This is a genomic window from Bacillus sp. FSL P2-0099 (assembly GCF_038007445.1).
GTDB lineage: Bacteria > Bacillota > Bacilli > Bacillales > Bacillaceae_G > Bacillus_A > Bacillus_A mycoides.
The window spans coordinates 292,501-307,500 of the sequence record NZ_JBBOXE010000001.1; the positions used below are offsets into that span (position 1 = coordinate 292,501).

Below are 15,000 nucleotides of genomic sequence, written 5' to 3' on the forward strand. Positions count from 1 at the left end.
GGCTAAATACACCACCGAAGCTGCGAATTGATACCAATGGTATCAGTGGTAGGGGAGCGTTCTAAGTGCAGTGAAGTCAGACCGGAAGGACTGGTGGAGCGCTTAGAAGTGAGAATGCCGGTATGAGTAGCGAAAGACGGGTGAGAATCCCGTCCACCGAATGCCTAAGGTTTCCTGAGGAAGGCTCGTCCGCTCAGGGTTAGTCAGGACCTAAGCCGAGGCCGACAGGCGTAGGCGATGGACAACAGGTTGATATTCCTGTACCACCTCTTTATCGTTTGAGCAATGGAGGGACGCAGAAGGATAGAAGAAGCGTGCGATTGGTTGTGCACGTCCAAGCAGTTAGGCTGATAAGTAGGCAAATCCGCTTATCGTGAAGGCTGAGCTGTGATGGGGAAGCTCCTTATGGAGCGAAGTCTTTGATTCCCCGCTGCCAAGAAAAGCTTCTAGCGAGATAAAAGGTGCCTGTACCGCAAACCGACACAGGTAGGCGAGGAGAGAATCCTAAGGTGTGCGAGAGAACTCTGGTTAAGGAACTCGGCAAAATGACCCCGTAACTTCGGGAGAAGGGGTGCTTTCTTAACGGAAAGCCGCAGTGAATAGGCCCAAGCGACTGTTTAGCAAAAACACAGGTCTCTGCGAAGCCGTAAGGCGAAGTATAGGGGCTGACACCTGCCCGGTGCTGGAAGGTTAAGGAGAGGGGTTAGCGTAAGCGAAGCTCTGAACTGAAGCCCCAGTAAACGGCGGCCGTAACTATAACGGTCCTAAGGTAGCGAAATTCCTTGTCGGGTAAGTTCCGACCCGCACGAAAGGTGTAACGATTTGGGCACTGTCTCAACCAGAGACTCGGTGAAATTATAGTACCTGTGAAGATGCAGGTTACCCGCGACAGGACGGAAAGACCCCGTGGAGCTTTACTGTAGCCTGATATTGAATTTTGGTACAGTTTGTACAGGATAGGCGGGAGCCATTGAAACCGGAGCGCTAGCTTCGGTGGAGGCGCTGGTGGGATACCGCCCTGACTGTATTGAAATTCTAACCTACGGGTCTTATCGACCCGGGAGACAGTGTCAGGTGGGCAGTTTGACTGGGGCGGTCGCCTCCTAAAGTGTAACGGAGGCGCCCAAAGGTTCCCTCAGAATGGTTGGAAATCATTCGTAGAGTGCAAAGGCATAAGGGAGCTTGACTGCGAGACCTACAAGTCGAGCAGGGACGAAAGTCGGGCTTAGTGATCCGGTGGTTCCGCATGGAAGGGCCATCGCTCAACGGATAAAAGCTACCCCGGGGATAACAGGCTTATCTCCCCCAAGAGTCCACATCGACGGGGAGGTTTGGCACCTCGATGTCGGCTCATCGCATCCTGGGGCTGTAGTCGGTCCCAAGGGTTGGGCTGTTCGCCCATTAAAGCGGTACGCGAGCTGGGTTCAGAACGTCGTGAGACAGTTCGGTCCCTATCCGTCGTGGGCGCAGGAAATTTGAGAGGAGCTGTCCTTAGTACGAGAGGACCGGGATGGACGCACCGCTGGTGTACCAGTTGTTCTGCCAAGGGCATAGCTGGGTAGCTATGTGCGGAAGGGATAAGTGCTGAAAGCATCTAAGCATGAAGCCCCCCTCAAGATGAGATTTCCCATAGCGTAAGCTAGTAAGATCCCTGAAAGATGATCAGGTTGATAGGTTCGAGGTGGAAGCATGGTGACATGTGGAGCTGACGAATACTAATAGATCGAGGACTTAACCATATAATATGAAGCAATGTTATCTAGTTTTGAAGGAATATACCTTCATCAGTTTGGTGATGATGGCAGAGAGGTCACACCCGTTCCCATACCGAACACGGAAGTTAAGCTCTCTAGCGCCGATGGTAGTTGGGACCTTGTCCCTGTGAGAGTAGGACGTCGCCAAGCAATTTTAAGACGAGTCAGAATGACTCGTCTTTTTTGTGTTTAATGAAATAAGCTTGTTATTAATGGCTCAAGAAATCCATTGATAACAAGCTTATTTGTTTAAAGATAAATGTATTTATCTAGTATGGATTTCCGGTAAAATCGTTATTTATCATAGCTTCACTTTGTTTTTTACATCGATAAGCTTAAAACGTTCGCAAACGAGCAGCATATCTTCAGAAAAACTAAGACCAAGTTCGCTTAGTTCCTTTGTAAAGAACTGTATATGGGTGTCTCTCCAGTAATTATAAGTAAGATCGCCTTCACCCTCAGCTACAGCAAATTCTTCAGTCACTTCATTCATTGGCATTATAGTTACTTCTATTGTCTTAATAATAGCTACAGGTTCATCCTGACTATTGAGTACAATACTATAATCGTTAGTTGTTGGTAGTGGTTCATTTTCTAATTCGTAAAAAATATGGCCCGAGCATGTTGCGGTTTTCACACCATCAATGACTAATTGAGCGAGATAATCAGGAGAATCACCAAATTGCCAAGCTGTAACAGATTCTGGTTTTTTATTGTTTCCCCAATAAGTATCCCAATATGATTGTGCTAATGGATTCATTTGTATATTTACCTCGCTTTAATTTTTTTATAAGCCTTGAGCAACTTGCTTATTTGTAATAGTTTTGTAGTCATATAAAATCTGGGTTGTTGTATTACGGATTAATACAAGTAATACGCTGAAGGAATATGGTTTATAAACTTGTTCTGTCCATTTATGACCATTTTCCACGTAGACGCCCATATTAATAGACGGGATGTTCAATTTTCGAATTGTTTCGTATGGTAATGGATATAGTTGTTATGTAGTCTATTTGTGATTTGGGCTGCAATAAAGTTAGGGTCAATGCCCGATCACCTACACGTACTTCGCTTCCATAAATATAGAAACAAGGAAGAAGTGATGTATAACAAAGGAGTGAGAACATTAGTTCTATCGTGGTGTAATGGGTAGACTCAATCAATTGAGGTGCTTATTTTTACTTCAGCATATGTGTATAAAGAAGAAATGCTATTACTAGGTTCGGATTTCAAATATAGCTTTTAACGTTACATATTTTAATGAAGTGTTGTTTAGAGGTAAAGAATATTCTGATTATTAATATTGATCTATTATCCACTATGCCATATTGAAGTGAGTAATACTAGAGGTGAAATAGATAAAAACCGATATTCCTTGAATATCGGTTTAATAATATGTGACTTATATGAAGCTATAGCAATACGAAAAGTGTAAATACAATGGCTAACAAAATACGATAATATGCAAAAGGTTTTAAACCTATCTTTTCTAAAAGCTTCAGGAAGGTTACTACCGCTAGCATTGCTACAAGAAAAGAGGTAATGAATCCTACCGCAAACATAGGAATATCATCTACACTTAAATACTTCCAACTTTTTAATAAGTCTAACCCTGTAGCTCCGGCCATTACAGGAATGGCAATGAGAAAAGAGAACTCAGATGCAGCCTTATAATTTACTTTTGCTAATAGCCCTCCAGAAATAGTAGAGCCCGCTCTAGAGAAGCCAGGATATACTGCTAAGCATTGAAATAATCCAATTGTTAATGCTTGACGGTATGTTAAATCATCTAGTGAAAAGGCGGTTGCCTCTGCTTTTTTTGCTTCTGCAAAAATCATAAGAATTGCTCCTGCTACAAGTCCGATTACGACAGTATACGGCTGAAATAAGTATGTTTTAATAACATCATGTAATAATAGGCCAACAACTACTGCTGGGAATACACCGAGAAAAACATGTAATGCATTGAATTTTTTCTCTTTCCGTAGAAGGGGTTTAATATTACATAAAGAAACAAGGCGTTTATGATATAAAATCGCGATAGCTAAAATTGCCCCTAACTGTATGACAATTTCAAACGTTTTTGCCCTTTCTCCTTCAAAACCTAATAAATGTCCCACTAATATAAGATGGCCAGTAGAAGAGATGGGTAAAAATTCAGCTAACCCTTCTACAATACCAAGTATGAAGGCAATGATAAGATCGCTCATAGTTTCACTCCTATAAATTAATGAATATCCACCCTTTTAAAATAGAATAGTGTTGTAATAAATCCGAAAATCGCTGTTACTGCAATGATGATATAAGAATACTCTGATGGATAAGTCGGTTGTAATTCGTTATTTGCTATATCTAGAGTAGCGGTCCATGGGAATAGGTCTTTATGTTTTGAATTTACGATCATAAGGTTAGTCATTGTAATAATGATTGTTAATATAATAGGCGGTACATAGGTCTTCATTACAAGAGTTAGTAGTACAATAGGTGAAGACAAAAGAAAGAGAAGTCCACCACATATTAAAAATTTTATGAGAGAGCCTAAAAGTAAGGTGATACTAAACCCAGGGAAGCTACCTATTAGCCCTAATAATAAAGTTAGCGTCCAAGCAACTAAAGTTAGCATCATGATCCAAAGGAATAGAAGGATAAACTTACTTATAATAAAGCTAATACGTGATACTGGGATAGTTAGCAAATTTTTTAATGTATCTTCCGTGTATTCACGGGTAAATAGATAAGCGATCACAACTCCATATAAGGGGAATCCTATAATTAAAGTAGTGTATAGGTTAACTTCAGTGAACAGTTGACCAAATAAAATAGTTGGAGTAGGTTGCTTTGTCTTCATGTGTATATAAGAAGCTACAACCACTAAAAATGGCGCGACACCTGCTCCGATAATACTAATCAAAAACATATTGGATCGTTTCAATTTTAATAGTTCTGTATAAAGAAGATTAACCAATTGCGCCACCCCCAACTAGTTTGGTGAAATAATCTTCTAGTCTATCTTCGCTCATCACAATTTTTAATACTTCAACATCATTACGAACTAACGTTCTATTAATGTGTCCTTGCTGTCCAAAGTGAGAATAAACGCGAATATTTCCTTCATCATGTACCTCATAATCAAAAATTTGAAAATGCTTTTCTAATAGCATCGCAGCTTTATTATCATTATTTACCTGGAATTCTATGTACTTACGATTGGCTTTACGCAGTGTATCAAGAGAAACTTCTTCTAATAACCTTCCTTCATGAATAATTCCCATACGATCGACTAGTTGTTCCACCTCAGCTAATATATGACTAGAAATGAGTATCGTTATATTTCTGTCTTGAGCTAAAGATTTAATGAGTTTTCGCATTTCTTTAATACCGATTGGATCTAGTCCGTTAGTTGGTTCATCTAGTATGAGTAGTTCAGGATAATGGAGAAGAGCACGTGCAATTCCTAAGCGTTGCTTCATTCCTAAAGAGTATTTTCCTACTAATTTTTTTGTTTCGTGCTGCAAGCCTACAATTTCTAATGCTTCTTCAATTGCATTCCTTTTGTGAACTCCAATTATCTTTGCATTAATTAATAAGTTCTCTCTTGCAGTTAAGTTTTCATAAAATCCTGGGACTTCAACGATAGAACCAATTCTTCTTAAAATTTCTTTTGGATTCCGAAGTAAATCCTCACCGAATATTTCTATATTTCCACTTGTAGGTTTTATAAGACTAAGCAGCATACGGATTGTAGTTGTTTTACCAGCACCGTTACGCCCTATGAATCCATAAATCTCTCCTTGCTGTACATTTATATTTAGATTATCTACTGACTTTTGGTTCCCATAAACTTTAGTAAGGTTTGTCGTTTTTATAATTGTATTTATAGGGGGCACCTACTTTCTATAAGTTCTTAATTACATAATAAAAAGGAAGGTTTAACTGCATATTAATCATTTCTTAACTATTTCTTAAAAGTAGTGTGTTTTGGGACGGAAAAACCAAAAGTAGTTCGTTCCCAGGGAATACTGTCAACCCATATGCGCCCACCATTTTTTTCAACGAGGGCTTTAGAAATAGAAAGTCCGAGGCCACTACCACCATAAGAAGGATTTCTTGATTGTTCGCTGCGGTACATCCGCTTAAATACGTTTTGTAAATCATGTTTTGGAATACCGGGTCCCTTGTCCCAAATAAGAAGCTCATATTCTGTATTGGTTTCTAGTAGTTCGACTCCTACTATTTTCCCAGCTTTTCCGTGATGGATAGCGTTTTTTATTAGATTACCTATAATTCGTATAAGGCTAAGGTGATCTGCAATAATAGGGGAAGTAGATTCTGGTATGAGAACTTGTAGTTCAATGTTATGTTTTGATAGCTCGGGTAAAAATTCGATTAATACTTCTCTAGTAACTTCAGAAAAATCGAGTTCTTCTTCTTTTAATGGAAATTCATCAGCATCTAGCTTGGCCATATTAAAGATTTCATCGACCAGATGTTTTAAGTCATTCGATTTCTTATAAAGTATTTCAAGATATTCTTGCTTTTCTACTTCAGAAGCAGCGACATCATCTTTTAAAGCATCAATATATCCAATAATAGAAGTAAGTGGTGTTCGGATATCATGTGAGATATTAGATAAAAGTTGTTTTCTAGCTTCTTGGGATTTCCTTGCTTCGATCTGACCCTTTTCTAATGCAGTTATTAAGTCGTTTATTGAAAACACGATACTATTTAGTGAACGGTCGTTATTTGTGAATAGCCTCGTTTGTAAATTCCCTTTAAGTGCACGGCTTAATTTAGTAACCATCGATTCGTTGCTTTGAATAAAGTGAACTCTTGAAAAGAAAAGATATATTGTGATTATGATAAGAGCAATAAATAAAGATATTTTTACATGGTATCCCATATCTATATTTAAAAGTCCGCAAATGATAAGTTGTAATGAAATAAGAAAGAGGACCTTATCATTTTTCAACCTTTTCACCTACAAACTTATAACCGATTCCCCATACAGTCTGAATGAATTTTGGATTGGAAGAATCAATTTCTATTTTCTTTCTAATATGCACCATAACTGTATTATCATCTTCTATATAATTATCGTCCCATACATTCCGAAAGAGTTGTGTTTTCGTAAATACTTGCTCTGGGTTTGAAGCGAAGAATTTTAATAGTTCAAGTTCTTTTCCAGTTAAGTTGATTTCTTTTCCGTTCGTATGGACTGTGTATTTTTTAAAATCGATAGTTAGTCCTTTAAATGTTAAAGTTGTTTTCTCTTGTACGTTAGTGTTACTTCCAAGAACTAAAAAACGTCGCATAAGAGCTTTTACTCTTGCAACCACTTCGTGAATACTGAAAGGTTTCGTAATATAATCATCAGCACCTATGCTTAAGCCCAAAATTTTATCAACTTCGTGATCTTTAGCAGTTAGCATTAATATAGGAATGTTGGTTGTATCTCTAAGTTTTCTACACACTTCGATACCATCTATTTTCGGCATCATAAGATCTAATATAACGAGGTTGTAGTTATTTTGGTTAAATAAGCACAACGCTTCTTCTCCATTAATTGCAGTATCTACCATATATAATTCTCGTTCTAAATATCTTTTTAATAAGTCTCGAATTTCTTTATCGTCATCTGCTATAAGAATACGTATATCTTTCATATCGTCACCTGTTTCTAATAGAATGTTATTGATATTACAACTTGATAAACAAAGGGGGATAGGGAGCGGTAATAAAAAATAAAGCAACTTTCTAATTATATACTATTAATTGTTAAAATAAGGTTGCTAGTTTAGCTGAAAAGAATCAATTGTATGAGTTCGATAAGATGGGGGAAGCGAGTCCTTTGAAATAGAGAAGTGCCTAAATTGAATAGTATTTAGAAGGATAGATTGGTAAAGAAAAGTAGACGATGGTTTCTATTTTAATGAGATCTTTGTAGGTCCTTATCTAGAGTTAAAAGAGTGCAAAGGTACTAAATTAAATTTCTTTATAAAAAGGTGTTGACGATTAGAGTATTGAGGTGTAATATAGGACAAGTCGCCGATAGCAACAACGCAGAAAGCGACAAAAGAAATAAAAAAACTTGGTTGACATTGAAATATGAAAATGTTAACATAAGGGAGTCGCAAATGAGCGGCAAACAAGTTCTTTGAAAACTGAACGAAACAAACAACGTGAACGTCAATTTTTATTTTTAGATGCTAGACAAACTAACTTTATTGGAGAGTTTGATCCTGGCTCAGGATGAACGCTGGCGGCGTGCCTAATACATGCAAGTCGAGCGAATGGATTAAGAGCTTGCTCTTATGAAGTTAGCGGCGGACGGGTGAGTAACACGTGGGTAACCTACCCATAAGACTGGGATAACTCCGGGAAACCGGGGCTAATACCGGATAATATTTTGAACTGCATAGTTCGAAATTGAAAGGCGGCTTCGGCTGTCACTTATGGATGGACCCGCGTCGCATTAGCTAGTTGGTGAGGTAACGGCTCACCAAGGCGACGATGCGTAGCCGACCTGAGAGGGTGATCGGCCACACTGGGACTGAGACACGGCCCAGACTCCTACGGGAGGCAGCAGTAGGGAATCTTCCGCAATGGACGAAAGTCTGACGGAGCAACGCCGCGTGAGTGATGAAGGCTTTCGGGTCGTAAAACTCTGTTGTTAGGGAAGAACAAGTGCTAGTTGAATAAGCTGGCACCTTGACGGTACCTAACCAGAAAGCCACGGCTAACTACGTGCCAGCAGCCGCGGTAATACGTAGGTGGCAAGCGTTATCCGGAATTATTGGGCGTAAAGCGCGCGCAGGTGGTTTCTTAAGTCTGATGTGAAAGCCCACGGCTCAACCGTGGAGGGTCATTGGAAACTGGGAGACTTGAGTGCAGAAGAGGAAAGTGGAATTCCATGTGTAGCGGTGAAATGCGTAGAGATATGGAGGAACACCAGTGGCGAAGGCGACTTTCTGGTCTGTAACTGACACTGAGGCGCGAAAGCGTGGGGAGCAAACAGGATTAGATACCCTGGTAGTCCACGCCGTAAACGATGAGTGCTAAGTGTTAGAGGGTTTCCGCCCTTTAGTGCTGAAGTTAACGCATTAAGCACTCCGCCTGGGGAGTACGGCCGCAAGGCTGAAACTCAAAGGAATTGACGGGGGCCCGCACAAGCGGTGGAGCATGTGGTTTAATTCGAAGCAACGCGAAGAACCTTACCAGGTCTTGACATCCTCTGAAAACTCTAGAGATAGAGCTTCTCCTTCGGGAGCAGAGTGACAGGTGGTGCATGGTTGTCGTCAGCTCGTGTCGTGAGATGTTGGGTTAAGTCCCGCAACGAGCGCAACCCTTGATCTTAGTTGCCATCATTAAGTTGGGCACTCTAAGGTGACTGCCGGTGACAAACCGGAGGAAGGTGGGGATGACGTCAAATCATCATGCCCCTTATGACCTGGGCTACACACGTGCTACAATGGACGGTACAAAGAGCTGCAAGACCGCGAGGTGGAGCTAATCTCATAAAACCGTTCTCAGTTCGGATTGTAGGCTGCAACTCGCCTACATGAAGCTGGAATCGCTAGTAATCGCGGATCAGCATGCCGCGGTGAATACGTTCCCGGGCCTTGTACACACCGCCCGTCACACCACGAGAGTTTGTAACACCCGAAGTCGGTGGGGTAACCTTTATGGAGCCAGCCGCCTAAGGTGGGACAGATGATTGGGGTGAAGTCGTAACAAGGTAGCCGTATCGGAAGGTGCGGCTGGATCACCTCCTTTCTATGGAGAATTGATGAACGCAGTTCATCAATAAACGTTGACTTGTTTTGTTTCGTTCAGTTTTGAGAGAACTATCTCTCAAGTTTAAATGTATGTTCTTTGAAAACTAGATAACAGTGTAGCTCATATTTTTTTAATTTTAGTTTGGTTAAGTTAGAAAGGGCGCACGGTGGATGCCTTGACACTAGGAGTCGATGAAGGACGGGACTAACGCCGATATGCTTCGGGGAGCTGTAAGTAAGCTTTGATCCGAAGATTTCCGAATGGGGAAACCCACTATACGTAATGGTATGGTATCCTTACCTGAATACATAGGGTATGGAAGACAGACCCAGGGAACTGAAACATCTAAGTACCTGGAGGAAGAGAAAGCAAATGCGATTTCCTGAGTAGCGGCGAGCGAAACGGAATCTAGCCCAAACCAAGAGGCTTGCCTCTTGGGGTTGTAGGACATTCTATACGGAGTTACAAAGGAACGAGGTAGACGAAGCGACCTGGAAAGGTCCGTCACAGAGGGTAATAACCCCGTAGTCGAAACTTCGTTCTCTCTTGAATGTATCCTGAGTACGGCGGAACACGTGAAATTCCGTCGGAATCTGGGAGGACCATCTCCCAAGGCTAAATACTCCCTAGTGATCGATAGTGAACCAGTACCGTGAGGGAAAGGTGAAAAGCACCCCGGAAGGGGAGTGAAAGAGATCCTGAAACCGTGTGCCTACAAATAGTCAGAGCCCGTTAATGGGTGATGGCGTGCCTTTTGTAGAATGAACCGGCGAGTTACGATCCCGTGCGAGGTTAAGCTGAAGAGGCGGAGCCGCAGCGAAAGCGAGTCTGAATAGGGCGTTTAGTACGTGGTCGTAGACCCGAAACCAGGTGATCTACCCATGTCCAGGGTGAAGTTCAGGTAACACTGAATGGAGGCCCGAACCCACGCACGTTGAAAAGTGCGGGGATGAGGTGTGGGTAGCGGAGAAATTCCAATCGAACCTGGAGATAGCTGGTTCTCCCCGAAATAGCTTTAGGGCTAGCCTTAAGTGTAAGAGTCTTGGAGGTAGAGCACTGATTGAACTAGGGGTCCTCATCGGATTACCGAATTCAGTCAAACTCCGAATGCCAATGACTTATCCTTAGGAGTCAGACTGCGAGTGATAAGATCCGTAGTCAAGAGGGAAACAGCCCAGATCGCCAGCTAAGGTCCCAAAGTGTGTATTAAGTGGAAAAGGATGTGGAGTTGCTTAGACAACTAGGATGTTGGCTCAGAAGCAGCCACCATTTAAAGAGTGCGTAATAGCTCACTAGTCGAGTGACTCTGCGCCGAAAATGTACCGGGGCTAAATACACCACCGAAGCTGCGAATTGATACCAATGGTATCAGTGGTAGGGGAGCGTTCTAAGTGCAGTGAAGTCAGACCGGAAGGACTGGTGGAGCGCTTAGAAGTGAGAATGCCGGTATGAGTAGCGAAAGACGGGTGAGAATCCCGTCCACCGAATGCCTAAGGTTTCCTGAGGAAGGCTCGTCCGCTCAGGGTTAGTCAGGACCTAAGCCGAGGCCGACAGGCGTAGGCGATGGACAACAGGTTGATATTCCTGTACCACCTCTTTATCGTTTGAGCAATGGAGGGACGCAGAAGGATAGAAGAAGCGTGCGATTGGTTGTGCACGTCCAAGCAGTTAGGCTGATAAGTAGGCAAATCCGCTTATCGTGAAGGCTGAGCTGTGATGGGGAAGCTCCTTATGGAGCGAAGTCTTTGATTCCCCGCTGCCAAGAAAAGCTTCTAGCGAGATAAAAGGTGCCTGTACCGCAAACCGACACAGGTAGGCGAGGAGAGAATCCTAAGGTGTGCGAGAGAACTCTGGTTAAGGAACTCGGCAAAATGACCCCGTAACTTCGGGAGAAGGGGTGCTTTCTTAACGGAAAGCCGCAGTGAATAGGCCCAAGCGACTGTTTAGCAAAAACACAGGTCTCTGCGAAGCCGTAAGGCGAAGTATAGGGGCTGACACCTGCCCGGTGCTGGAAGGTTAAGGAGAGGGGTTAGCGTAAGCGAAGCTCTGAACTGAAGCCCCAGTAAACGGCGGCCGTAACTATAACGGTCCTAAGGTAGCGAAATTCCTTGTCGGGTAAGTTCCGACCCGCACGAAAGGTGTAACGATTTGGGCACTGTCTCAACCAGAGACTCGGTGAAATTATAGTACCTGTGAAGATGCAGGTTACCCGCGACAGGACGGAAAGACCCCGTGGAGCTTTACTGTAGCCTGATATTGAATTTTGGTACAGTTTGTACAGGATAGGCGGGAGCCATTGAAACCGGAGCGCTAGCTTCGGTGGAGGCGCTGGTGGGATACCGCCCTGACTGTATTGAAATTCTAACCTACGGGTCTTATCGACCCGGGAGACAGTGTCAGGTGGGCAGTTTGACTGGGGCGGTCGCCTCCTAAAGTGTAACGGAGGCGCCCAAAGGTTCCCTCAGAATGGTTGGAAATCATTCGTAGAGTGCAAAGGCATAAGGGAGCTTGACTGCGAGACCTACAAGTCGAGCAGGGACGAAAGTCGGGCTTAGTGATCCGGTGGTTCCGCATGGAAGGGCCATCGCTCAACGGATAAAAGCTACCCCGGGGATAACAGGCTTATCTCCCCCAAGAGTCCACATCGACGGGGAGGTTTGGCACCTCGATGTCGGCTCATCGCATCCTGGGGCTGTAGTCGGTCCCAAGGGTTGGGCTGTTCGCCCATTAAAGCGGTACGCGAGCTGGGTTCAGAACGTCGTGAGACAGTTCGGTCCCTATCCGTCGTGGGCGCAGGAAATTTGAGAGGAGCTGTCCTTAGTACGAGAGGACCGGGATGGACGCACCGCTGGTGTACCAGTTGTTCTGCCAAGGGCATAGCTGGGTAGCTATGTGCGGAAGGGATAAGTGCTGAAAGCATCTAAGCATGAAGCCCCCCTCAAGATGAGATTTCCCATAGCGTAAGCTAGTAAGATCCCTGAAAGATGATCAGGTTGATAGGTTCGAGGTGGAAGCATGGTGACATGTGGAGCTGACGAATACTAATAGATCGAGGACTTAACCATATAATATGAAGCAAATGTTATCTAGTTTTGAAGGAATATACCTTCATCAGTTTGGTGATGATGGCAGAGAGGTCACACCCGTTCCCATACCGAACACGGAAGTTAAGCTCTCTAGCGCCGATGGTAGTTGGGACCTTGTCCCTGTGAGAGTAGGACGTCGCCAAGCAAAAACCTAAGTCGTTTCGACTTAGGTTTTTTTGTGTTTATTTTTATTTACCGAAGGTTAAAATCCATAAATTTAATAATCCTAAAGACGAAAAAAGAATGAAATAGAAATGGTATAAAATAAAATTCGGATGATAAAGTAATACGTTTAAATATAAATTGAAGGTAAGGATTACCTTTTTATGTTAATTTAGTTATCGAATGAACAATAATGTTTTTGATCTTATATGAAAAGGTTATGTGAAAAATAGCTGTCCAGTTCTTTTTCACATAACCTTTTTGTATTTTTAAGGGATTTTACATAAGAAAAAATCTATAATTAAGGTAGCTAACACATATTTTTTGATGGGTGTGGGGGATTATGAAAGAAATATGCATGTTATTAGTAGCTGTTATATTATGGGGGACAGCCATTGCACCAACGAAATGGGCATTAGAATCCATTCAACCGTTTACTTTGTTATTTATTCGTCTTTTCTTTGCGGGTGGAATTTGTATGTTTTTCTCATTTAACGAACTACAAAAAGCAGTTATACATAAACATATTCCGTGGAAAAGAATGAGTTTACTGTCTTTTACTGGTGTAGCTGGGTACTTTATGTTCACATCCTATGGTATTTCTTTAACAAGTGGATTACATGTTAGTATTATTGATGCTGCATTGCCATTAGTTACAATTCTTTTTTCAGCGTTCTTTCTGAAAGAGAAAATTCAGATGGATTATTGGATCGGAATTATGTTGGGCGCTATAGGAGTGCTCTTTATTACAATTCCATCTAGCGATACTAATCAAGAGGTGTCTTTAATAGGAGATATACTTATTTTATTAAGTACCTTTTTATTTGCGTTCTACACAGTTTTGTTAAAACGGCCAAAACAAGAACGACGTTTATCTAATAAAGTTTTCACAACAGTAACACTAATGATAGGTGCAGCTATTGTGTTGCCATTTGCAATGATAGAAATTTTTTACTACGGTTTCCCAAAAATCGAAACATGGAAGATTGGATTTAGTGTAGTATACCTTGTTATCGGGGCAACAATTTTAGCATATTGGTTCTGGAATAAAGCGCTAGAGACGGTCTCAGCATCAATAAGTGGACTGTACTTAAATGGATTGCCGTTAATAAGTATCATTACTTCAATTATCCTATTAAATGAATCTCTGACATGGAAGATAATAATGGGAGGGAGTCTAGTTTTAATTGGAGTAGGATGGGCGGATAAGCAAAAGTTACGTAATCTATTAAAGGGTAATGAAATGGATAGTAGGGACTGTTAAATTGTACGTTTTATATAGTTTAAATGTTAAAAAGATACCTCATATATATGTATAAGGTATCTTTTTATATTTAGCGAAGATAATGGACTTAAATTAGTAGGGATATTCTTTGTTATATCTATATGTATCGAAATCTTTTTGAAATATTGTTTTTACGAGCTGTATACATTCATCATCATAAAAGCTTTCAAAAGTCGGGTGACGAGGGAATAAAGGATCAGTAATATCGGCATCGCTGAAATTCCCTTTATAAATCATGGCAGGGGTTTGATGATGCCATGATGTTGAAAACTCATTTATCGGTGCAGGTTTTAATTCGAAACGTTTTTCTAATTCTTTCATTTCCTGATCGAAATTTTCTAAGTATATATAATTGGTTACATACTCTTCTTCACCTGCTATATATTGTTGTGTAAAGTGAGCGTTAATATCATTTGCATGAGCACCTTTAGTAAATAGGTAGTATAAAAATTGTTTGAATGAGATTCCTTTAGGAGAATTTTCATTTTGATATAAAAACTTTCGAATGGGTTTCCATTCTTCATTTTCTACATAAGGAGGTGCAATTAAGGACACGAAAGAACTGACTGCTCTTCTAAACGGATTGCGAACCAGTTTGAAAGTTTCCTTTTGTTTATCTCGTAGTGCTACACTTAGCCGTATATTATAGGCCGGTGTACTTTTGTATATTTCATATTCGAAATTATGGATGAAGGGGTGATAGTTTAAAGCTGTTTGTAATAAATCAACCTGGTAAAAAAACCACTTAGCAAGGGAAGTACAACCACTTTTTTGACTCCAAAATAGAATGAGAGGAAAGTTTCTATGATAGTGTGGGCTTCTTGCATTAGTACTAATGATGTGTAATAAGGAGGGATCCAACAATTGATGCACTCCTTTCATGTATCTTGATTATATATATGTAAAATAAAGATGAGGTATGAGTGTGTGGAATTTT

The 15,000-nt window shown here is 41.4% G+C and carries 8 protein-coding genes, 5 rRNA genes and 1 pseudogene (1 of these 14 only partly in view); 6 read left to right on the forward strand and 8 right to left on the reverse strand.

Annotated elements, in window-relative coordinates; all coding sequences use genetic code 11:
* Both MKY90_RS01620 and rrf (MKY90_RS01625) read left to right on the forward strand, forming a co-directional pair.
* Positions 1–1,739, forward strand: a 23S ribosomal RNA gene (locus tag MKY90_RS01620); it begins 1,183 nt to the left of the window's first position.
* Positions 1,740–1,788: 49 nt separating this feature from the next.
* A 5S ribosomal RNA gene (gene rrf / locus MKY90_RS01625) occupies positions 1,789–1,904 on the forward strand.
* Between the two features lie 151 nt (positions 1,905–2,055).
* Here the strand turns inward: rrf (MKY90_RS01625) and MKY90_RS01630 are convergent.
* The 7 genes and pseudogenes from MKY90_RS01630 to MKY90_RS01660 all read right to left on the reverse strand — a co-directional run bounded on the left by MKY90_RS01630 (position 2,056) and on the right by MKY90_RS01660 (position 7,417).
* Entirely contained in the window at positions 2,056–2,514 is a 459-nt protein-coding gene (locus MKY90_RS01630; RefSeq protein WP_002124849.1) for an ASCH domain-containing protein, read from the reverse strand.
* Between the two features lie 27 nt (positions 2,515–2,541).
* Positions 2,542–2,742: pseudogene (locus tag MKY90_RS01635) on the reverse strand (peptidase M20); the annotation flags it as partial.
* Between the two features lie 424 nt (positions 2,743–3,166).
* Entirely contained in the window at positions 3,167–3,964 is a 798-nt protein-coding gene (bacA, locus tag MKY90_RS01640; RefSeq protein ID WP_002124850.1) for an undecaprenyl-diphosphate phosphatase, read from the reverse strand.
* Positions 3,965–3,981: 17 nt separating this feature from the next.
* A complete protein-coding gene (locus MKY90_RS01645) occupies positions 3,982–4,719 on the reverse strand; it encodes an ABC transporter permease (RefSeq protein ID WP_002124852.1) in 738 nt (245 codons plus the stop codon).
* Positions 4,712–5,641: an ABC transporter ATP-binding protein gene (locus tag MKY90_RS01650; RefSeq protein WP_002124853.1), complete on the reverse strand. Its 930-nt coding sequence runs from the start codon at positions 5,639–5,641 to the stop codon at positions 4,712–4,714. The genes MKY90_RS01645 and MKY90_RS01650 overlap by 8 nt, the downstream gene beginning before the upstream one ends.
* Positions 5,642–5,709: 68 nt before the next feature.
* Positions 5,710–6,723: a sensor histidine kinase gene (locus MKY90_RS01655; protein WP_215599093.1), complete on the reverse strand. Its 1,014-nt coding sequence runs from the start codon at positions 6,721–6,723 to the stop codon at positions 5,710–5,712.
* Positions 6,713–7,417, reverse strand: a complete 705-nt coding sequence (locus tag MKY90_RS01660; RefSeq protein WP_341090152.1) for a response regulator transcription factor — start codon at positions 7,415–7,417, stop codon at positions 6,713–6,715. Before MKY90_RS01660 ends, MKY90_RS01655 begins: the two co-directional genes overlap by 11 nt.
* Positions 7,418–7,975: 558 nt before the next feature.
* Here MKY90_RS01660 and MKY90_RS01665 point away from each other — a divergent pair.
* The 4 genes from MKY90_RS01665 (at position 7,976) to MKY90_RS01680 (ending at position 14,042) form a co-directional block, all read left to right on the forward strand.
* Positions 7,976–9,527 (forward strand): 16S ribosomal RNA (locus tag MKY90_RS01665).
* A gap of 146 nt (positions 9,528–9,673) precedes the next feature.
* Positions 9,674–12,595 (forward strand): 23S ribosomal RNA (locus MKY90_RS01670).
* Positions 12,596–12,645: 50 nt separating this feature from the next.
* Positions 12,646–12,761: ribosomal RNA gene (gene rrf, locus MKY90_RS01675) — 5S ribosomal RNA — on the forward strand.
* The 16S, 23S and 5S rRNA genes sit together here, the layout of an rRNA operon.
* A gap of 360 nt (positions 12,762–13,121) precedes the next feature.
* The gene (locus tag MKY90_RS01680) at positions 13,122–14,042 is read left to right on the forward strand and encodes a DMT family transporter (protein WP_341090154.1); all 921 of its coding nucleotides are present in this window, start codon (positions 13,122–13,124) and stop codon (positions 14,040–14,042) included.
* A gap of 93 nt (positions 14,043–14,135) precedes the next feature.
* On the opposite strand, the gene MKY90_RS01685 is transcribed toward MKY90_RS01680, so the two are convergent.
* Positions 14,136–14,927 carry a sulfotransferase family 2 domain-containing protein gene (locus MKY90_RS01685; protein ID WP_002191765.1) on the reverse strand — a complete coding sequence of 264 codons (792 nt, stop codon included), beginning with the start codon at positions 14,925–14,927 and terminating at the stop codon, positions 14,136–14,138.
* Positions 14,928–15,000 lie beyond the last annotated feature (73 nt).